A 20,414-nucleotide genomic window follows, 5' to 3' on the forward strand; every position below is an offset into this window, starting at 1 on the left:
CCTTCGAGTGTCATTGTCCTTATGCTAGATTGACAAATAACCTGTGAAACCGATATCCGGTGTAGACCTTAAGTCTCATTAACAATATGCCGTTGATTCTTGTTACATAATTTAGTTAATTCTTCCAATTCCTTCATCCTTCCTTCAAGAATGGCTAACAGTTTAATTATCTCTTTTTCAATTATGACTAATTTTTCTACAATGGCTTCTTTAACATCACTGTCATGATTCATCCAGGCACCTAAAGCCCCAGCCGTGGCAGCACTCATCATAGAGGTCAATATTGGAGCAGAGTTTTTGGCAAGAAGACATAAACTATTATTAATAACCGGATTGACAGACAAAGCCACCACGCCGAGAGAAACCACAATTCCAGCCTTAATAAAATACGAGGTAAAGCGGGCAATTTTTTTGGCGTTCATCGGTGAAGCCTGACAATATTTAGCTAATATAAAAACAGCTTGCTGCATGGCGTCACAGCCCATGGTCAGTTCTTCTTTATTTTTACTGGCACAATTCCAGTTATGATAGGCACAGGCCAAATTAGACAGTGATAGCATAAGATTTAAACCGGTGAGAATAGCAACAGGGGTGGCTACACCACCACTACAAATACTTAGCCCAACACTGACAACAAACGAAGACAGAGAAACAATCGATTCAATCACATTGATGAAAAATTGTTTCTTAGCCAACTTAACTCTGGCATTTTTTAATTCATCAAGCTCAAATTCTTGATTATCACATAATTTATTTATTTCATTCCTTGCCTTCTCAATAGTGTTTTTTTTATCTTCAAATAAAGGAATAATAATAGGTTTTTCACTACTCAACCCCGGTTTTTCACTTATGTTGGTGGAATTAGACACGAAGACGACATTTAAATATTGGGCTGATAGAGGTTTATTTTTTTGTATCATAGTTATCCACCTTAAACATGGCTTATACAAACCATATTGTCTGCTTCAGATACTATTTAATAATTGATTGGCTTTTTCTGCCGTCGGAGCGTATTCAGGGCTAAAGTAGCTCATTTCAATCGTGGTTTGTAATGCTTCCCTGGCATCAGCCCCTTTATCCAGTGCCAGCAAACAAACAGCCATCTGATAGACAGGCTCTGGATCTTTGGCCTCTAAAAGTAATGCGCAAGCATAAGCACTGAGTGCCAACGTAAATTCTTGCTGCATTTGCAGTGCTCCCGCCAGAGCCAAATGAAATTTCGATTCTAATGGGAAATATAATGTCAGCCAGGAAAAATCCTCCATAGCAGCAACGTAGTCATCCATCATCCAGGCCTGATAGCCCCTGGCATAGCGGACCTGCGCCTCTTGTGGGTTAACGCTCTGGCGTTCCATCATTATTTGCGCATTAACCATACCTTTATCCTGTAAGGTGCTGCTTATTTTCGCACAAATGGTCTGTAACTCTTCTAGGTGGCTATCACTCATATCATTCCTTCATTCATTCACATCAAATAACAGCCAGTCATCACCATCAATATTTTTACTGAACGCGCCTTTGGCAATAAGTATTTTAATCAGTCGATGACGTATTGATTGCAATATGGGACAGGCAATATTATCAATAACCATCATTCTAACTATCGATAGCCCAACAACACTCATGCTTAAATGATGTAAAAAATTGAACAATTTAATAAAATTACCGGGCAGGTCATTGTCAACTATAGACCCGAGAGAACAAATAATAAATTCACTATCCTCCACCCGATAAATCACACGATAACCATAAATAAAAAACTCATGCCCAATCTTTATAGCGCTATTCTCCAAGTAAGCTATTTTAACCGTGCAGTTTTTATCATTTAAATATTGTTCTATATTGAATGAGTTAGACCTCATAACTTCACAGCCATGGAAATCTGACCCATCATATTGTTTATATTATTACCAAAATCTTTCATATTTTGCCGTAACTCACTTATCTTATCTGACAACTCACTTATGTTTTTATTATAAGATTGTGCTCCACTGTTTTGCAGATCACCAGTCATGCGCTTCAGGTCCGCTTGAAGAGTCATTTGCCCTTCAGCCAATTTACCGCTACCCACCTCGAGTTGCCCAAGCGCCGAACTGCCATGTATTGCTATATCACCCAGTTTTAAACTTGTCACAGCACCTAATCCGCTGGTTACACCAGCAAGGATAGAGCAAATACCACTAGAAATAGTACCAGCTGCTGTTTTATCAATCGCATCACGTTTGTTTTTTATTGAGCTGATTTGAATATCCCAACCTAGCATTTGTTGCTTCTGATTATAGGCATTGAGCACATCTCTATTTTTTTTAAATAAAATGTTCATTTGAAAAATAATATCGGACAGGTCAGAGATGATATCGTCAATATTATTACCCGTATTTTCACTACCCTTCCCAGTATAAATCTTATTTTCCTCAGATAGTGTTATTTGATGGTTGACTATCATATTCATAATAACCTCTCTATATTAATGAGCCTGCAATACTTACCTGTAACAGACCATTCTGACGAATATTGTCACTGAGTTTTGTCAACGAGTCTTGCGCATCCTGGGACGTCTCTTTGAGTTGTTTAAGTTGCTGTTGTTTATTTCGCTCCACCCATTCATCCATAAATTGAGTGAAATCTTGATCAAGTATTAATTTTTGGATCTCTTTTTGTAGCCCGGCTCTTTGTACAGATAACTGTCCATTATTAACTTGTACTGCTGCGCTGCTGCATTTTTGAATAATTAATAAAGGTGAGGTAGCTATATCTTTTAAAATTGTCGTCACTGATTTTTTTATAATGGCTTTGGTACATTGTCGACTCAACTCTTCTGTTGTCAGAGTTATCCCTTTTTTGATTGCGTCCTCAGCCAATTTTTTCGTGACACCTCCCACCAGCTTTTCGATCCCCTCGTGAGTAAAGGACTTAGTGATATTACGCACCAGGGTCATTTCCGCCTCTATCGCTTGTTTAGCCGCCGCAGAGGCCATATCGGCGGCATTAACCATCTCTATTTCCATCGCTTTCATAGAGATATCGCGACTAACTTGTTGACTGACATCCTTACCGAATTGCCCAGCCAACTGCTCAATCTCTTCAGTCGCTCCCCGCTTAATAGCATCCGTCAATGCTTCGCCACCGCCCTTTTTCAACACATCACCCGCACCTTTGGAGACGGCACGAGCAGCATTGATTGCACGACCAGCTTGAAACAAGTCGATAGCCATGGCAAAACATTCAAAACCCAGCTGAACTTTTCCTGCTACATCAATAACTTCCTGACATTTTCCCTTTGATGCCCCGAGTAACATCGCCGTTTCAGCCGCAGCCTTAACCAATCCAGCAGTGCCCGCAGCTAAATAAGCAGCACCCGACGTCATAGCAACCGGATCGCCGGTTAATATCCCCTCCGCAATCTTGAGCGCCCCATAGACCACCTCGGCGGCACCAATAACCCAATCAAAAACCGCATTGAAAATTCCGGCTTTTTTGGCTTTATCAGCTTGTTCAACGGCTTTGTCGATCTGTTGTTGATATTCAGAAATACGTTTATCACGCAGAAAAGCCTGAACGTCCGTGGCACGCTCCATTTGCTTACCAATTGATTTGCACAAATCAGAGAACAGCCCAATGCTCAAATTACCCGCCATCGACATGATAAGTTGCATATCGGTGCTGCCCAATCGATCAAGTGAAAGTCGGTTATGGCCTCCTTCAGCTAACCCTTTGTGAGGTAAAGAAATGAGTAAGCGATCAAGCGCTCCCTGCGCGCTTTGCTGCGACACATGGGGTGAAGTTATATTGGTATCTGTCAGGGGAGGTAGCCCAGCAATGCTGCGCCAGTCTGGCAGTTTCACCGGCGATAAAGCGGGGCTTTTATTCGCCCCAGCCCTTGGCCAATCATTCATAACGCTGGCTTTAATACCTAAGGCATCAGACATGTCGCACCTCCAATAGTAAGGCGGCCAACCCACGCTCGGCTTGTTGTTTCACTTGAGTCCATTCCGCGAGTGAAGAGCACCAATTCAGCGCCATACGAAAGGCTTTTTCGGCATAAGCCAAGTTACCGCAGGCCGTATAACACTCAGCCGCCAGGTAGGATGGACGAGGGTCATTAACCTGAATTTGTCCCGCGCGACTAAAACAGTAAATCGCCTGATGAAAATCAGCCGTTTGCTGATAGCACAATCCCAAAGTCAGCCAATAAGAGAAATTCCAATGATCCAGTCGTACCAATAGATTTAATAACCGTTTGGCACCGTCGTATTCTCCGCCCTCGCATAGTTGTACCGTATATTCATATACCAATGCCAAATCTTGTGGATTCATTTTGGCTAACATACGCAGAGAGCCGCCGCGCCGCATAAAATTAATGACTACATCGCTGGGTTGAATATTCATTTCACACCATCCTTAGCACCGCGATTTTATTAGCAGAAATTGCGGGCAATTGTCATCAGCAAATCTTTTAAACCTGACTGCAATGTGCTGATGTTATTAGCGCAAACGTTATAACTCTGCATTATTTTCTGTAACTGTAATTGATCCTGACTCATGGTGTCTGTCGCGCGACTTTTCTCATTATCCAGAGCACCTTTCACCGCCTGAAGTTGCCCTTTATCCAGTTCTGGGCCGTGAGATTTTAAGTATTCATCAATACTCATGCCATCAACAGTAATGCCATTTCTCCGCATAAAATCAATTACCTCGTCAGGTAAAGGTTCTTTGGTTTTATCATCCCCTTTCGCTGCTTTGGCAATAACCTCATCGACACGGTTCGACATATCTTGTGTATCGCTGGCATATTTTGAACGCGCCTGCATCTCTTTAAAATGAGCGCTGGCAATATTAGAAAGTACAGCAAGATTTAAATATAAAACGGCCAGCCCTATACTGAAAATATCATCAGCACTATTGATTGCATCAGGTGAACTGTTTTTTACCATGTAATTCCCGGATGACTTGGCCGCCTGTTCTACAAAGAATTTTGGCATATTGACATAGGCATTCGTTGACATATAGATACTCCTACACACAAGTTAGTGTGTTATACATATGGGAGAGCATGGCTACGCGTGTTTAGTCGAATTAAGATTCTTAAGTTGTGTTTCCAATTGTTTAAACTGTATATTCATCTGCGAAATACAAGCCAGTATTCTAGCTTTTTCTTGTTTAAAACCGCGAGGAAAAGCAGCATCTAAGCGTGATAATACGTCTCTGGCTTGACTATCATTATCAGCTCGCTGCTGTAACATTGCTATGTGCTGTTGAAATTCCTTAAGTTTATCCAAATCAGACTTTAACTTTCCATATCTACTTTGCAAGTCACCTAGCATATGTTGAATAGGAATATTATTGTTCATATCATTACTCCTTATCTATTCATGAGCTATTAAATTAATTTTGTATTATTGTACCCCTACTGTCTTTCACATTTATTCTCTAATTTTTAAAAGTTACATCACGGAAGTCATTTTTTATAACGAACAATAAGAGTTTCAATGATTTTTTCGGCGCTATCCAGCGCTAGCATCATGTCATTAAGACTTTTATAATTCTCCGGTGTTTGCTGGAGAGACAGTTGATGAATAAGTAATAATTTTTCTTTTATCAACAACACCTTTCTGTGCTGAATAGATAGCGACTCAGACTTAATATCATCTTCCAGTTCAGTTATATGCTGCATTAATTCATTTCCTATTCTTAAAAATCCATCGGTATTTGTACTAAATGATTAGATTTTAATAGTGAGATCCCCCGTTCTCCGATCAAGATAACTTTATAACCATTATCCAGTACGGCTCCTTGCTGTAAACGAACCCCATTAGCCAGTTGCACAAATTTTGAATAATTATTTCCACCATAACTAACAATCGCTGCGGGAAGGAGTTGAGTGGTTTGATCTGACGCCGGAATATTTTGATACCTCACCGGAAATGCATCAGGTTGCAGGGTGAGTTTCGTCAGTGTCTCTTTAAGATGCTGCTGTTGTTCCGATGATAACACCCCGCTAATAACAATTTCTTTATTACTTTGCGTCATGCTCAGATAACCTAGTAATCCTATCTTCCTTAGACACTCGACTAATTGTGGGATCTGACCATCCTGGGAATTAATCACCACCCAGCCTTTTAACCCCGCAATTGTTGCTAATGCTTTTTGCACACTTAGCCATTTCGCTCCCATCTCAATAGCACCATGGAGAATGACATTCCCTACTTCCTTACCGGTATACACCTCAATATCCTGATAACCATATTGGTGCAAAACCTCAATAACACTCGTAATCAGCCGATCATCACAAACGAGTTGATTACGAAACATGACATGGTTAGAAAGCAAAAAATTTTGCAACTGAATAACTGCTGAGGATGATACACAGTGACCACTCAATGCAACGCTGCCATCTGCCAACCAGGCTGCGTTTATTCCCTCCAAGAGCGGTTTTTTTAATTGCTGCGATAATTGTGTTGGAATAGAAGGGGGAAGGTATGCAAACAATCGGTTCGATTGCTGTGTAAACCAAAAAATAAATACAAAAAGCAGTGCCAATAGTATAAGTGTCACCAAAGATAGCCATAATAATAAGCGTGACCCAGAGCGACGAGTCACTTTTATTTCGCTTAAAACATCCGTTTCTTCGCCGAGAACCAATGCTAAACCAGCGGCTTCAATCACTTGCCGTAAAGGAATAGGTTGTTGTGGATCATGCCGAAAGCCGTTAACCCAAACAGCGTCTGACGACTGTAGCATGACTTGACTCTCGCTTATCACCAAGGTCAATATTTGCCCTAGAGGTAATGACAATAATACATCGCACCCCTGTTCCCCCAAAGTAAATGCCCCCTCAGGCAAAGTCAGTTCGCGCCCAATGAGTTCACCACTCAATAGGCGAAGCTTGAATTGTACCGCCATATTATTCCCCTATATTAACCGGTACGGCTTTGATTAAAAATAGCCTGACAACACTGTGAGATTGCTTATTAGTACTGCGAAACAATCCACCGAGTAAGGGGATATCACCTAATAAAGGAATTTTGTTTTGTGATTCAATTTGTTTGTCCTGAATAAACCCACCCAAGAGTAAGCTTTGTCCAACCCGTAATGTCGCTTGCGTCGAAATATCTGAATTTTGAATTTCAGGCAAAGGTTCGCTACTACTGAGTGGTGCCTGCTGTTGGCCGTCTTGAATATTGAGGTTAAGTAAAACTTCTTTCACACCGTCAGAATCGATCATTCGCGGTGTGACTCGTAATAATGAACCTGATGTTATTGATTCAAGTTTTGCAACCTTGTCGCCTTGCAGCTTGGTATAAAACGTCACGTTTTTGTCTAGCACAGCTTGAATATTATTCAAGGTAACCACTGAAGGGCGGGATAAAACTCTGGCACGTGAGTTCTTTTGCAAGGCGTTCAAACGCACCATAAAGTTTCCGGTATTACCTATCACAGTGGAGAATCCATCTGAATTAGGTGCCGCCTCCCCACTGTTAAATGAAACCCCAGCGCCACCAATCGATGTGGATGCTGACCAATCGATACCAAGCTGACTGATATCCCCAGCATCAACATCAATAATCGTCACAGAAATTTCTATTTGGACAGGCCGCTGATCCAACTGTGTAATCAAACTACTATACAGCGGCATGTTCGCCTGGCGATCACGGATAATAACTGCATTTTGCCGAGGGTCAGCCGAAAAAAGTGGCGCGCTGACAGGCGCATCCTCTGATTCTTTTTCGCCTGCCAAAGGTAAATGGTTACCTGCACTCATTTCCCGCAAGACACTGACCAAACCCGGTAACTGAACTTGTTGATCTCGATATTGATATGTGGAGTCAGCCGCAGAAGCATATTTTAACTGAAAGACTTTTACTGTTTCTTTATTTTGATTTTGCTTACGCACTTGCGAAGAGAGCATTTTAGTCAGAGAAGCCACACGTTCAATACAGATAGGTACCCCTGTAACCTCAATCGCGTTAAGGCGAGAAATAGCCTGTACGGCGCAATTTTTACCTGCGGGAACACCACTTTGCTTTAAATATTTGATTAAGGTCGCTGTCGATAGCCCATCAGGAGATATAAACTCTCTTTTGATAGATTGAGTTTTGTAGAAATAGAGAATATCCCCATCGTAGTACCAAGTAATATTATATAGCCCAGCCAATTCTGACAGTATTTGGTCTGGCGTTTTATTCACTATTTTGCCGCTAAATTTTTCATTTATTTCTGGGCTAACGACCACAGGGATACCATAATTCACCCCAAGATCATTCAACAAGTTAGTGACTTTCATGCCTCGGCTATAAATAAAAAAAGGCTCCCCCTGCCAGGGAATGGCTTTCCCTGAGGCCTGGGACATAAATAGTAACAATAGCGCACCAGCAAGCTCTTTCATGAAACCACCCTGTGGGCATCTGTTTTATGCTTAGTTGAAATACGCACTTCAGGGGCGTTTGTTGTAACTTCAAACGAATTAAGTATTTGAATAAAAGAATTAATTCTCTCTAGTTCTATGGATAATTTTTGGCGTTCATTATCAATGCTATTTCTCTCATCGGGGGTATGTCGATACCAAAGCCACCAATAGTCGCGTTCAATCTGTAATGCAAAATCCTGCGTATCTTCAAGTGCCACCAGCATAAGAGAAATATAATGGATAACCGAATCAGATATCATTTTCTTTTCAATAAAAACAAAGCCAATACAAATAGAATGGCCGTAGTTTATCGCCTTCGCAGGAAGGCCATTGAGCGTGAAACTCATAATATTGGCATCTGATAAATCAACATTTCTAATTAAAGGCTGCATTTTTAATATTTCTAACATCGATTATTTCTCCAACAATACCACGTTTTAATTATCCTCTAATCTTAAATGTCTGATATAAGGTAAAAGCCTGCTTTACTCATTATTCATAATTAAATGAATCTATAACGAGTAGTAATGAAATCAGTGTAATTCTTGATATCAAATTTTGGCTGTGGCGTACTAAAAAAAACAGTCAGGTGACTTTATGGAAAAATCATCATCACTCGTCACTCGATTGACACTATTACTGGGTATGACCTTAATGGCTATTTGGTTAATTTCAATTGCCATGACAGCATTCTTCTCATATGAAGATACGCGTCAACGTTTGGTAAGTGAGTTAACACACATAGCATCATTACGAGCAGATTTAAGTAATTACCAATTTGAAGGGGCAGAAAGGGATGCTCTTTCATTGATCAACCGCCAGGATCATAACCAAATGAGCTGGGGATTCCCTATACCAATCAAAAATGAGAGCGTAAAAAACAACATTCTTATTAATTCGATAACTTGTTCCCCCACTCAATCTAAACATGATTTTCAGATAAAACAGGCTTACGGCACGTCAGGCCAGACCTATTATCTTGATAGTTTTACGATTAAGAACAATGATGGAATTACTATCTTTAAACCGCAAAATGTTTCCCACGAATATTTAAAGCAACGCCGTAAAGAGTTACTTTTGCTTCCCATATTTCCTACTCACAATAATATTTTTTGGGGAATGCCCACTTATACTCAGCAAAATGGCTGGCATGTTTCGGTTGCTGCGTGTGATCAAATGGGATCATTAGCGGGATTTTCATTAAAACTGAATGAATTAGTAACTAATGATCAATCATTTGATCAGCGAGATATCAATTTACTACTAGATAAAGAAGGAAAATTATTACCTCTTTCTCAACAAAACATACCGTCAAATCAGTTATACGAAATCCTCCGCCAACTGAAAAATATTCACTTACACGATGGCTGGCAACAAACACCCGATTATTTGGTACTAAGAACTCAACTAAAAGGCCCCGGCTGGCAGCAATTAGTGATTTATCCACGTATAGGATTCGCTTGGGAGGCCGCAAAGCCCGCATTACATCAACTCCCCTTTGCTCTGGCAATTTTACTGCTCCTTACCTTAGCGCTTTCTTTATTACTGCGATATTACCTGGCCATTCCATTATGGAACTTTGTCAATATTATCGGCTCCACTGGGCCACAAGCTATGGAGCCACGATTACCTGTTAAACGTATGGATGAATTAGGCCACATTGCTCGTGCCTACAACGGCTTATTAGATAATTTGAATGAGCAATACGACACATTAGAAATGAAAGTAAAAGAACGGACATTGGCGTTGGCGAAATCAAAATTAGCTGCGGAACAAGCAAACCATCGAAAAAGTATACATTTGACCACCATCAGTCATGAGATCCGAACCCCCTTGAATGGGGCTTTAGGTGCCGTCGAGTTATTACAAAATACCCCCTTGGCACCAGAGCAATATCGGTTAGCAGAGACCGCACGTCAGTGTTCACATTCACTGTTGGCAATAATCAATAACCTCCTGGACTTCTCGCGTATTGAATCCGGTCAATTAACCTTGTCGCAGGAGAAAACAGCGCTATTACCTTTACTGGATCAGGCAATGTTAACCATACACAGCCAGGTCTTAAATAAACCTATCGCGCTCTCTACTTATATCAGTTCAGACGTGCCACTAGAAATTGAGCTGGATAGTCAGCGCATAAAGCAAATTCTGGTAAACCTATTGGGCAATGCCGTTAAATTTACGCGGCAAGGTCATATTAGTCTCACTGTTGAACGCAAAGGTCAGCAACTCTGTTTTACCGTTGAAGATACCGGCTGCGGTATTGATTCACAGCATCAGGAGAAGATATTCCGCCCCTTTATTCAAACCTATGATCATGGGCAAGGAACCGGCCTGGGACTGACTATTGCAGATAATCTGGCAAAAATGATGGGGGGAAATATTACGCTGTATAGTAAGCCTAATTGTGGCAGTCGTTTCTCATTAACTCTACCGTTTAGAGGGACAACTCCAGCAATGCCTTTTAAGAATGTGTGCTATGCGGTCCCCTCATCGTTACAGGCACAATTATCTGCCTGGGGCATCACCTGCCAACCGATGAGTCATAAATCGATTAGCCTGCCGCTCGAGCTGTTCTCTGATAAAGAATTGTGTTATCTACCCGGCCGTTTATATACCAAGGTAAAACACTATTTGGACAATAAAGGATGCTCACCTCCTTGCCTGCAAGAGATACAACATAATCTTCCGCTGCAACCTTGGCATATGAGTATATTGCTGGTCGACGATGCTGAAACCAATCGTGATATTACTGGCATGATGCTGCGACAACTGGGGCATCAGGTTACGTTAGCCGAAAGTGGCGAAATTGCACTGCATATCGGGCAAGGCCAATATTTTGATCTGGTGCTAATGGATATTCGTATGCCGGGAATGGATGGCCTGACAGCAACCCAACATTGGCGCAACGATACAATTAATTTAGATAACCGCTGCATGATAACGGCACTTAGTGCGAATACTAACCCGGATGAAAAAATAAAGGCCTATCAGGCAGGGATGAATCATTATATCTCTAAGCCAGTGACGTTCATTCAACTGGCAGAAGTTCTGGATCTGACGGCACAATTTCAGCTAGAACGTGGGATTAATCTCACTCCGCAAATAACCACCGCCAAACCATTATTGAACCTGGCAGACGACTCACTCCGTCTTAAATTATCAAAATCACTGCAAGAGTTACTGCAACTGGCAAGAGACTCTCTTACTCATATCCCAACCCTATCGAGCCATCTTCACACTCTGAAAGGGTGTGCCGGACAAGCAGGATTAATTGAATTACAAGAAGCAGTTATTCAGTTGGAAATAGCCATTGAAGCAAAGGAAAGGATTACTCAACTAGATATCACTCGCCTCGACGAAATAATCCATTGGCAATTTCGGCCAAGGGGCTCCCATGAGGCCATTTAAATCATCAGGTAAAGGAATAACTTTATGAATACAAAATTATTAATTGTGGACGATCATGAGCTGATTATTAATGGCATCAAAAATATGCTTGCAGCTTATCCGCGCTATCAGATTGTCGGTGAAGCGGAGAATGGGTTGGATGTGTATAACCTATGCCGCCAAACCGAGCCAGATATTGTCATAATCGATTTAGGGTTACCCGGTATGGATGGTCTTGATGTCATTATTCAACTTCGGCGCCGCTGGCCAGGCATGAAGATTTTAGCATTGACTGCTCGTCATGAAGAGCACTACGCCAGTCGAACACTAAATAATGGTGCGCTAGGGTATGTTCTGAAGAAAAGCCCACAACAAATTTTGATGGCGGCTATTCAAACTGTGGCGGCGGGTAAGCGCTATATTGATCCCGCGCTCAATAGCGCTTTATTGAGCAAATTGACCCAAGATTGCGAGACAAATCAAACCATTTTAACGCCACGCGAGCGGCAAATATTAAAGCTGATCACCGAAGGTTCTTGTAATCGTATTATTGCGACTCAGCTTTCTATCAGTCAGAAAACCGTTGAAACTCATCGCCTTAATATGATGAAAAAACTGGATGTGCATAAAGTTGCAGAACTGATTCATTGGTCATACCGCTTAGGCTTAAATGAATAATGCCAGTAAATTATCGCCATGCTTATGTTTGGTCATTAAGTAATAATAAAGCCCCCTGTCGGTCGGTCTCCAACAGGGGGCTTTAACTGATAATAGAAAATGTGATGGATTGTTTTGAACAGGTATTAGCTTTGAACTGGTGTTTGCTTCGGTGCAAACAATGTTTTCTCATAAGCCTTGGCTTTCTTATGATCAAACTGATGTTCCCACTTGGCAATAACCAACACGGCTAATGCATTCCCTACCACATTCAGTGCAGTACGCGCCATATCCAGAATACGGTCAACGCCGGCAATAAAGGCCAAGCCTTCCAGTGGAATACCGACACTGCCTAATGTTGCCAGCAAGACAACAAAAGAGACACCCGGAACACCGGCAATACCTTTCGAAGTCACCATCAAAGTCAGCACCAGAATAATCTCTTGCCCGATTGATAGCTCAATGCCATAAAGTTGGGCAATAAATATCGCTGCAATACTTTGGTATAACGTGGAGCCATCCAGATTAAATGAATAACCGGTTGGTACGACAAAACTGGTAATCGCTTTTGGCGCACCATAAGCTTCCATTTTTTCGATAATTCGCGGTAATACAGTCTCAGAACTGGCCGTAGAATACGCCAGAATCAGCTCATCTTTTAGAATTCGAATCAATGTCCAAATACGCAACTTACATAATCTCGCTACAGTACCCAGTATGACTAAAGCAAAGAAGATAATAGCGGCGTAAACCAGCACAACCAATTTGGCGAGTGGGATTAGTGATGCAAAACCAAAATTGGCGACCGTTACCGAGATCAGGCCAAACACCCCGATCGGCGCATAACGCATAATCATGTGTGTAACTTTGAACATGCTTTCAGATACTGCTTTAAACACATTCAACAGTGGTTCTTTGGTTTCTTTTGGCAATGAAGACAGCCCTAAACCAAACAACACTGAGAAGAAAATAATTGGCAACATATCGCCTTTTGCCATAGAGGCAAAGACGTTGGCAGGGATCAGCGACAAGATAGTGCTTACCAGGCTGTGGCTACCACTTTGTACTTGTTCGGTGGTTTTTTCGTACTGAGAGATATCAACCACGGTCAACGCTGACATATCAATGCCGTGCCCTGGCTGGAACACATTCGCCAAAGTGATCCCGACAATAATGGCAACAGTCGTGATAACTTCGAAATAAATGATGGTTTTAAGACCAATTCGCCCAAGCTTCTTCGCATCACCAACCCCGGCAATACCTACGATCAAGGTTGAAATAACGATCGGCACCACAATCATTTTAATTAAGCGGATAAAGATATCACCCGCCGGGCTTAAAATATTATTAACTAGCCATTCTCTTGATTCAATTTGGTTATGCAAAACCGCACCAACCAAAATACCTAATACCAGTGCAATGAGTATTTGCCAGGCCAGACTTATTTTTACACTTTTCATACCCTAAAAATTCCTCAAAGCATCCCATAAAATGCAAGTTACCAAGCATCTTAAATAGAATACTTAATCATTAAGTACGGGGCTATAGTTGATAAAACTTATGGTCCAGCCTCCCGCCAGCCGTCCACGTTATAAATCAGTATCATTTCTAGGCACTCCTCTGCAAGCCTTGTTTACACTAAGCCTACATCACGCCGGTGCTTGAAATCGGCCAGAACAATCACTAATTATCAGTAAATATTTGTTATTAAAAAAGTAAAACACATCAATGACAAATAGTAACCCAACCCGTCAGTAGAAAAAATGAGCGAAATTAAATTATTGCATAATCCATAATTATGTTTTCTTTTGTGAATTGTTTTGTTTGTATTTTGTTAAATACATTTATGGTGATTCTCCGCTTATTTTGGATATTCCGCAACCAAAGTCGATTTTTTTTGAGAAAATTCTCAATTAAAAGTTAAAAAAATAAAAACAATAAAATGCATATTTATGCCGTTCGTTTTTTATTTTCCAATGCATATTTCATCTTAGAATATATACAGATTTTTAATTACAGTAAGACATTAAAATAATAATTCCTCTTCAGTAGTAAATGAATATTCCTTTTTTAGGTTAACCATTAATACCAAAGAGTGTTAATCACGTAGCGTTAATACTATTCGTTTTTGTCGGTCTATAAATATCCTCTTTTCGCACGGAAAATGAGCTGATGCCCACATTTCCTTTCCTTTATATCATGGTCAGATGGCCGCTCTTCTATCATTAAGATATCGATTCACCACTCAGCGCATTAAGTAAGTCTCTAAATCAACATCTTTTATGCGTGATCTGTCGCCCAAAAAAGAAACAAAACATCTCCTCACACTATAATTAACTTTTGATTGACATATTATTAACAATCTCAAGGAGAATGATGATGAGCCAAATACATAAGCACCCTATTCCAACTGCAATTGCAGAGCATGCCCTGATAAACCCAGAACAATATCATCAATACTATCAACAGTCGGTGCAAAACCCAGATGAATTCTGGGGTGAGCATGGCAAGATTATTGATTGGATTAAACCCTATAAAACGGTGAAGAATACCTCTTTCGATCCCGGCCATGTCAGTATCCGCTGGTTTGAAGATGGTACATTGAACCTTGCAGTAAACTGTCTGGACCGCCATCTGGCAGAACGCGGTGATCAAACTGCGATTATCTGGGAGGGTGATGATCCTAATCAGTCCAAAACCGTTACATACAAACAGCTTCATCATGATGTATGCCAATTTGCCAATGTGCTGAAAAAGCTGGGCATTAAGAAAGGTGATGTTGTTGCTATCTATATGCCAATGGTGCCAGAAGCTGCCGTTGCAATGTTGGCCTGCGCCCGTATTGGTGCGGTTCACTCGGTGATTTTTGGGGGATTCTCACCTGATGCCGTCGCTGGCCGAATTATCGACTCTAACTCAAAACTGGTGATTACTGCCGATGAAGGCATCCGTGCTGGCCGCGCAATTCCACTGAAAAAAAATGTCGATGAAGCGCTGAAAAACCCTGCCATTACCAGTATCAAAAATGTGGTTGTATTTCAACGAACCGGCAATGCCAGTTATTGGAAAGATGGGCGAGACCTGTGGTGGCATGACCTGATTAAAGATGCCTCGGACGACTGCCCAGCGGAAGAAATGAATGCGGAAGATCCACTGTTTATCCTTTATACCTCCGGTTCTACCGGTAAACCGAAAGGGGTATTACATACCACTGGCGGTTATTTGGTTTATGCCGCACTGACTTTTAAATACGTTTTTGATTACCACCCTGGCGATATCTACTGGTGTACTGCTGATGTGGGTTGGGTGACTGGCCACAGCTATTTACTGTATGGCCCACTGGCTTGCGGTGCCATTACCTTAATGTTTGAAGGTGTGCCGAACTATCCGGGCGTCAATCGCTTGGGTCAGGTGATTGATAAACATCAGGTCAATATTCTGTATACCGCACCCACTGCCATTCGTGCCTTAATGGCCGAAGGTGACAAAGCCATCGAAGGCACTAAACGAACTTCGTTGCGTATCATGGGGTCGGTTGGGGAGCCGATTAACCCAGAGGCATGGGAATGGTATTACAACAAAATCGGTAATAGTAAATGCCCGATAGTTGATACCTGGTGGCAGACTGAAACCGGTGGTTTCATGATAACCCCACTCCCAGGGGCAACCGAATTGAAAGCAGGCTCTGCAACTCGCCCATTCTTTGGCGTTCAGCCGGCGCTAGTTGACAACTTGGGTAACCCACAAGAAGGTGCCGCCGAAGGTAATTTGGTCATCACCGATTCGTGGCCAGGTCAGGCCCGTACCCTGTTTGGCGATCATGACCGTTTTGAACAAACTTATTTCTCTACCTTTAAAGGTATGTATTTCAGTGGTGATGGCGCACGCCGTGACGAAGATGGCTACTACTGGATAACTGGCCGGGTCGATGATGTGCTGAACGTGTCAGGTCATCGTTTGGGCACCGCTGAAATTGAATCGGCGCTAGTTTCACACCCAAAAATTGCCGAAGCCGCTGTCGTTGGGGTTCCGCATAACATTAAAGGTCAGGCTATCTATGCCTACATCACCCTGAATCATGGTGAAGAGCCAACTCCTGAGCTGTATACCGAGGTGCGCAATTGGGTACGTAAAGAGATTGGCCCAATCGCCACACCCGATATCTTGCATTGGACCGATTCATTACCAAAAACGCGTTCGGGCAAAATCATGCGCCGGATCCTACGCAAAATCGCCGCAGGTGATACCAGTAACTTAGGGGATACCTCAACGCTCGCCGATCCGGGTGTCGTCGACAAATTGCTGGAAGAAAAACAATCAATGCAAGCACCATCGTAAATTATGCCGCCTTCGGGTGGCACCTTATTTAATGCCTCAAAGGAGAGACTCTGATGAATGACAACATTTATCAAGAGATTGAAAATAACCCGCGTTTCAAAGAGTTGGTGCAAAAGCGCAGTCACTTTGCCTGGCTACTGTCGCTGATTACCTTGGCGCTGTATGTCGGTTTCATTTTCCTTATTGCTTTCGAACCACAATGGCTCGGCACCCCGCTATACGCAGGCGCGACCATTACTCGCGGCATTCCCGTTGGTGTGGGTTTGATTGTTATTTCTTTTGTTCTGACAGGTATTTACGTTATTCGTGCTAATGGCGAGTTTGACCGTCTGACGGCAGAAATTCTTCGTGAGGTGAAGCAATGAAGACTCGCCATTGGTCCGTACTTTCCTTATTGGCTCTGCCTGCTCTGTCACAAGCAGAAGCAATTACCGGTGAAGTCCATCGTCAACCACTTAATATTGAAGCAATTGTGATGTTTGTGCTGTTTGTCGGCGCAACACTATATATCACCTACTGGGCATCTAAACGAACCCGTTCACGTGGCGATTATTACACTGCGGGTGGGCGTATAACCGGTTTCCAGAATGGTTTGGCGATTGCCGGTGACTTTATGTCTGCGGCCTCATTCCTCGGTATTTCTGCATTGGTTTATACCTCCGGTTACGATGGTCTGATTTATTCCATCGGCTTTTTAATCGGCTGGCCAATCATTCTATTTTTAATCGCTGAACGTCTGCGCAACCTGGGCCGTTATACTTTTGCCGATGTGGCATCTTACCGGCTGAAACAAAGACCTATCCGTACCTTATCGGCCTGTGGTTCGCTAGTTGTAGTGGCTTTATACCTGATTGCACAAATGGTCGGGGCCGGTAAATTAATTGAGCTGCTGTTCGGTTTAAACTACCACGTTGCCGTAGTATTGGTCGGTATCTTGATGGTGATGTACGTCCTGTTTGGTGGCATGTTGGCCACAACATGGGTACAGATAATCAAAGCCGTATTACTGCTGGCTGGCGCATCCTTTATGGCGCTCATGGTGATGAAGTCGGTTAACTTCAACTTCAATACACTGTTCAGCGAAGCGGTTAAAGTTCATCCTAAAGGGCTGTCAATCATGAGCCCAGGGGGGTTGGTATCCGACCCTATATCCGCCTTGTCGCTTGGCCTGGCATTGATGTTTGGTACCGCTGGCTTGCCACATATTCTGATGCGCTTCTTTACTGTAAGTGATGCCAAAGAAGCACGTAAAAGCGTGTTTTATGCAACAGGCTTTATCGGTTACTTCTACATATTGACCTTTATTATTGGCTTTGGCGCAATCCTGTTAGTCGGCCCAAATCCAGCCTTTAAAGATGCGGCCGGCGCATTGCTGGGCGGCAATAATATGGCGGCAGTTCATCTGGCTGATGCTGTAGGCGGAAGTTTCTTCTTAGGCTTTATCTCAGCTGTTGCCTTTGCAACTATTCTTGCGGTGGTCGCGGGCCTGACATTAGCGGGTGCATCTGCGGTTTCTCATGACCTTTACGCCAGTGTCATCAAGAAGGGCAAAGCAAATGAGCGTGATGAATTGAAAGTATCGAAAATCACCGTCGTGGTTTTAGGGTTTGTCGCAATCGGCTTGGGTATTTTGTTTGAAAAACAAAACATTGCCTTCATGGTTGGCCTGGCATTCTCCATTGCCGCCAGTTGTAACTTCCCTATTATTTTCATTTCTATGTATTGGGAAAAGCTGACGACTCGCGGAGCAATGATTGGAGGCTGGTTAGGATTACTAACTGCGGTCATCCTGATGATTTTAGGCCCAACAATCTGGGTAACTATCCTGGGACATGCAAAACCAATTTATCCCTATGAATACCCTGCACTATTCTCAATGATAGTAGCATTCGTCGGGATCTGGTTCTTCTCCATTACCGATAACTCAGAAGAGGGCCAGCAAGAACGGCTGCGCTTTAAAGCCCAGTTTGTACGTTCACAAACTGGCTTGGGTGCCTCTCAGAGCAGCTCTCACTAATTCGGTTGATTTCACACAAGGCCCTACGGGGCCTTTTTTTATGGTTTGAGCCAGCGATCTAACCACGGGAACACCACATCTTGCTGTTCTTGATAAAATACATGCCCCAATGCTGGCCAATTGCGAGTGACCAACCGTGACTCCGCATTCTGTGAACGCCAAATGGCATGTACTTTGTTATATGCCTCTTGCACAGCATCCGATGGGAATAACTTATCTTTTCCGCCGTTAAAAAGTAGCATCGGCTTTGGTGCGGCTAAACTGGCAATATCTGGAAAATCTAATTTATTGGCAATGCCAGGATGCAGCATATAGAACGCAGATTGTCCGCGAAGTACGTTATTCCCTGGTGTCATCAGGCCTTGGTAGTTGCCAAACCAAGATATAGCCGCAGTTGCAGCCACTTTATCGGACAATGCAGCTAGTTGCCAGGCGCGATAAGCACCCATAGAAAAACCTACAACGCCAATACGCTGCGGATCAACTGATGGCAATGTCGCCAGAAAATCAACAGTTCGCATATCCTCATAAGCCATTGTTCCCGCTAATGATCGCCCAAGATTAAAGAAGTTACTGGCTACAGCTTGTTGCTGCTCATAGCTGATAGGGCCTCTATCACCCCAACCAATAGCATCGATGGATAGCACCACATATCCTCGTTTTGCCAATTCATCGCCAATGAACTTACCGCTGAAGAATTTATCTGACCATGCTTGTGCTGAGGCAAGCTGCGCGCTATCCCCCCAAGGACGAATCATTTTCTCTTTGCCGATATCAAACTTGGAGCCATGGTCATGCAATAAAACAATCGCCGGATGAGGCCCTTTGCTCTTTGGCGTCAATAGTAAACCCTGCACTCGGCTTTCATCTGTGATATTAAACACTATCTTTTCAGCAATATAGCTACCACGTTCTTGTTGATCGATCTTTTCTGCGGAGAAAGCAATTGTTGAGTCAGGAGTGAGTAGTGCCTGTCGAAGAATTTTCCTGGTATCACTTTTCCACAAAGCAAAATCATTATATTTGCCTGCTAACCATGAGCTTTGATAAGTCATTTGCTTTTTTAGCTGTGGATAAAATACCGGTAGGTTGCTTTCAGTAATGGCTACTTTTTGGTATGTCACTGGGCTTGCCTGAACCGCTGTACAGGTAAGAGTCGTCGCCAATATTGCGGTATATACAAAGAGACCAGCATTCATTTAAACCTCAATAATCAAAACATCGTTTCAATTTTAGAGTCAATGATTCTAAGGGAATGAGGCTTTATTTCTGTGGTCGTGGTTATAAAAATGGCAGAAAGATTAATACAGCAGGAATATTGTCTTGGCATCCAAGTATTCTTGTCAGCTTAGATATATGCAATGACCGCATACCTGTATATATGTGATTCATATACTGTTAAGTCGTATCCAAATTTCAGATATAAAAAAAGCCCTCTGCTCAGCAGAAGGCTCTTTCTTTGGTTCTTTTATTTTCTACATAGCAAAAACCCCACGCTTTTGGCATGGGGTCTTTACTTGATTTGATACCTGGCAGTGTCCTACTCTCGCATGGGGAGACCCCACACTACCATCGGCGCTACGGCGTTTCACTTCTGAGTTCGGC

19 protein-coding genes are annotated in these 20,414 nt (G+C 42.5%); 5 read left to right on the top strand and 14 right to left on the bottom strand.

Going from position 1 to position 20,414, the window contains the following annotated elements; genetic code table 11:
* Window positions 1-68 precede the first annotated feature (68 nt).
* From QSV56_RS19020 to QSV56_RS19075, 12 genes are all read right to left on the bottom strand, one after another.
* Window positions 69-920, bottom strand: coding sequence for a hypothetical protein (locus QSV56_RS19020; protein WP_050131013.1), 852 nt, complete (start codon window positions 918-920; stop codon window positions 69-71).
* A gap of 45 nt (window positions 921-965) precedes the next feature.
* Window positions 966-1,448 (bottom strand): tetratricopeptide repeat protein, encoded by a 483-nt coding sequence (locus QSV56_RS19025; protein ID WP_050131011.1) that lies wholly within the window; start codon window positions 1,446-1,448, stop codon window positions 966-968.
* 9 nt (window positions 1,449-1,457) lie between these two features.
* Window positions 1,458-1,862 carry a pathogenicity island 2 effector protein SseE gene (locus QSV56_RS19030; RefSeq protein ID WP_050131009.1) on the bottom strand — a complete coding sequence of 135 codons (405 nt, stop codon included), beginning with the start codon at window positions 1,860-1,862 and terminating at the stop codon, window positions 1,458-1,460.
* Window positions 1,859-2,452 (bottom strand): chemotaxis protein, encoded by a 594-nt coding sequence (locus QSV56_RS19035; protein WP_050131007.1) that lies wholly within the window; start codon window positions 2,450-2,452, stop codon window positions 1,859-1,861. Before QSV56_RS19035 ends, QSV56_RS19030 begins: the two co-directional genes overlap by 4 nt.
* A gap of 10 nt (window positions 2,453-2,462) precedes the next feature.
* Window positions 2,463-3,929, bottom strand: coding sequence for a type III secretion system translocon subunit SctE (gene sctE, locus QSV56_RS19040; RefSeq protein ID WP_301213308.1), 1,467 nt, complete (start codon window positions 3,927-3,929; stop codon window positions 2,463-2,465).
* Window positions 3,922-4,389: a SycD/LcrH family type III secretion system chaperone gene (locus QSV56_RS19045; protein ID WP_046695542.1), complete on the bottom strand. Its 468-nt coding sequence runs from the start codon at window positions 4,387-4,389 to the stop codon at window positions 3,922-3,924. Before QSV56_RS19045 ends, sctE begins: the two co-directional genes overlap by 8 nt.
* A gap of 29 nt (window positions 4,390-4,418) precedes the next feature.
* Window positions 4,419-5,006: a chemotaxis protein gene (locus QSV56_RS19050; protein ID WP_046695543.1), complete on the bottom strand. Its 588-nt coding sequence runs from the start codon at window positions 5,004-5,006 to the stop codon at window positions 4,419-4,421.
* A gap of 51 nt (window positions 5,007-5,057) precedes the next feature.
* Window positions 5,058-5,351 carry a chromosome partitioning protein ParA gene (locus QSV56_RS19055; RefSeq protein ID WP_242364897.1) on the bottom strand — a complete coding sequence of 98 codons (294 nt, stop codon included), beginning with the start codon at window positions 5,349-5,351 and terminating at the stop codon, window positions 5,058-5,060.
* 107 nt (window positions 5,352-5,458) lie between these two features.
* Window positions 5,459-5,674, bottom strand: coding sequence for an EscE/YscE/SsaE family type III secretion system needle protein co-chaperone (locus QSV56_RS19060; protein ID WP_046695545.1), 216 nt, complete (start codon window positions 5,672-5,674; stop codon window positions 5,459-5,461).
* A gap of 17 nt (window positions 5,675-5,691) precedes the next feature.
* The gene (sctD, locus tag QSV56_RS19065) at window positions 5,692-6,903 is read right to left on the bottom strand and encodes a type III secretion system inner membrane ring subunit SctD (protein ID WP_046695546.1); all 1,212 of its coding nucleotides are present in this window, start codon (window positions 6,901-6,903) and stop codon (window positions 5,692-5,694) included.
* 1 nt (window position 6,904) lies between these two features.
* On the bottom strand, window positions 6,905-8,386 hold the full coding sequence (locus QSV56_RS19070) for an EscC/YscC/HrcC family type III secretion system outer membrane ring protein (protein WP_242364896.1): 1,482 nt from the start codon (window positions 8,384-8,386) through the stop codon (window positions 6,905-6,907).
* Window positions 8,383-8,817: a hypothetical protein gene (locus QSV56_RS19075; RefSeq protein ID WP_050131000.1), complete on the bottom strand. Its 435-nt coding sequence runs from the start codon at window positions 8,815-8,817 to the stop codon at window positions 8,383-8,385. The genes QSV56_RS19070 and QSV56_RS19075 overlap by 4 nt, the downstream gene beginning before the upstream one ends.
* 187 nt (window positions 8,818-9,004) lie before the next feature.
* Between QSV56_RS19075 and QSV56_RS19080 the strand changes: the two genes are divergently transcribed.
* Together QSV56_RS19080 and QSV56_RS19085 are read left to right on the top strand one after the other, a co-directional pair.
* Entirely contained in the window at window positions 9,005-11,818 is a 2,814-nt protein-coding gene (locus QSV56_RS19080; protein ID WP_046695549.1) for a two component system sensor kinase, read from the top strand.
* Between the two features lie 24 nt (window positions 11,819-11,842).
* The gene (locus tag QSV56_RS19085; RefSeq protein ID WP_019080787.1) at window positions 11,843-12,475 is read left to right on the top strand and encodes a two component system response regulator; all 633 of its coding nucleotides are present in this window, start codon (window positions 11,843-11,845) and stop codon (window positions 12,473-12,475) included.
* 125 nt (window positions 12,476-12,600) lie between these two features.
* Here QSV56_RS19085 and gltP read toward each other — a convergent pair whose 3' ends face one another.
* Window positions 12,601-13,914, bottom strand: coding sequence for a glutamate/aspartate:proton symporter GltP (gene gltP, locus QSV56_RS19090; RefSeq protein WP_019080788.1), 1,314 nt, complete (start codon window positions 13,912-13,914; stop codon window positions 12,601-12,603).
* 919 nt (window positions 13,915-14,833) lie between these two features.
* Between gltP and acs the strand changes: the two genes are divergently transcribed.
* Genes acs through actP form a run of 3 tightly spaced genes read left to right on the top strand, consistent with a single transcriptional unit; the run spans window position 14,834 to window position 18,809 of the window.
* Window positions 14,834-16,792, top strand: a complete 1,959-nt coding sequence (acs, locus tag QSV56_RS19095) for an acetate--CoA ligase (protein ID WP_050130996.1) — start codon at window positions 14,834-14,836, stop codon at window positions 16,790-16,792.
* A gap of 53 nt (window positions 16,793-16,845) precedes the next feature.
* Window positions 16,846-17,157: a DUF485 domain-containing protein gene (locus tag QSV56_RS19100; protein WP_005156735.1), complete on the top strand. Its 312-nt coding sequence runs from the start codon at window positions 16,846-16,848 to the stop codon at window positions 17,155-17,157.
* Window positions 17,154-18,809: a cation/acetate symporter ActP gene (gene actP, locus QSV56_RS19105; RefSeq protein WP_005175651.1), complete on the top strand. Its 1,656-nt coding sequence runs from the start codon at window positions 17,154-17,156 to the stop codon at window positions 18,807-18,809. Before QSV56_RS19100 ends, actP begins: the two co-directional genes overlap by 4 nt.
* 38 nt (window positions 18,810-18,847) lie before the next feature.
* On the opposite strand, the gene QSV56_RS19110 is transcribed toward actP, so the two are convergent.
* Window positions 18,848-20,008, bottom strand: coding sequence for a dienelactone hydrolase family protein (locus QSV56_RS19110; RefSeq protein ID WP_019080790.1), 1,161 nt, complete (start codon window positions 20,006-20,008; stop codon window positions 18,848-18,850).
* Window positions 20,009-20,414 lie beyond the last annotated feature (406 nt).

The organism is Yersinia sp. 22-579, from assembly GCF_030433455.1.
Taxonomy (GTDB): Bacteria; Pseudomonadota; Gammaproteobacteria; order Enterobacterales; family Enterobacteriaceae; genus Yersinia; species Yersinia enterocolitica.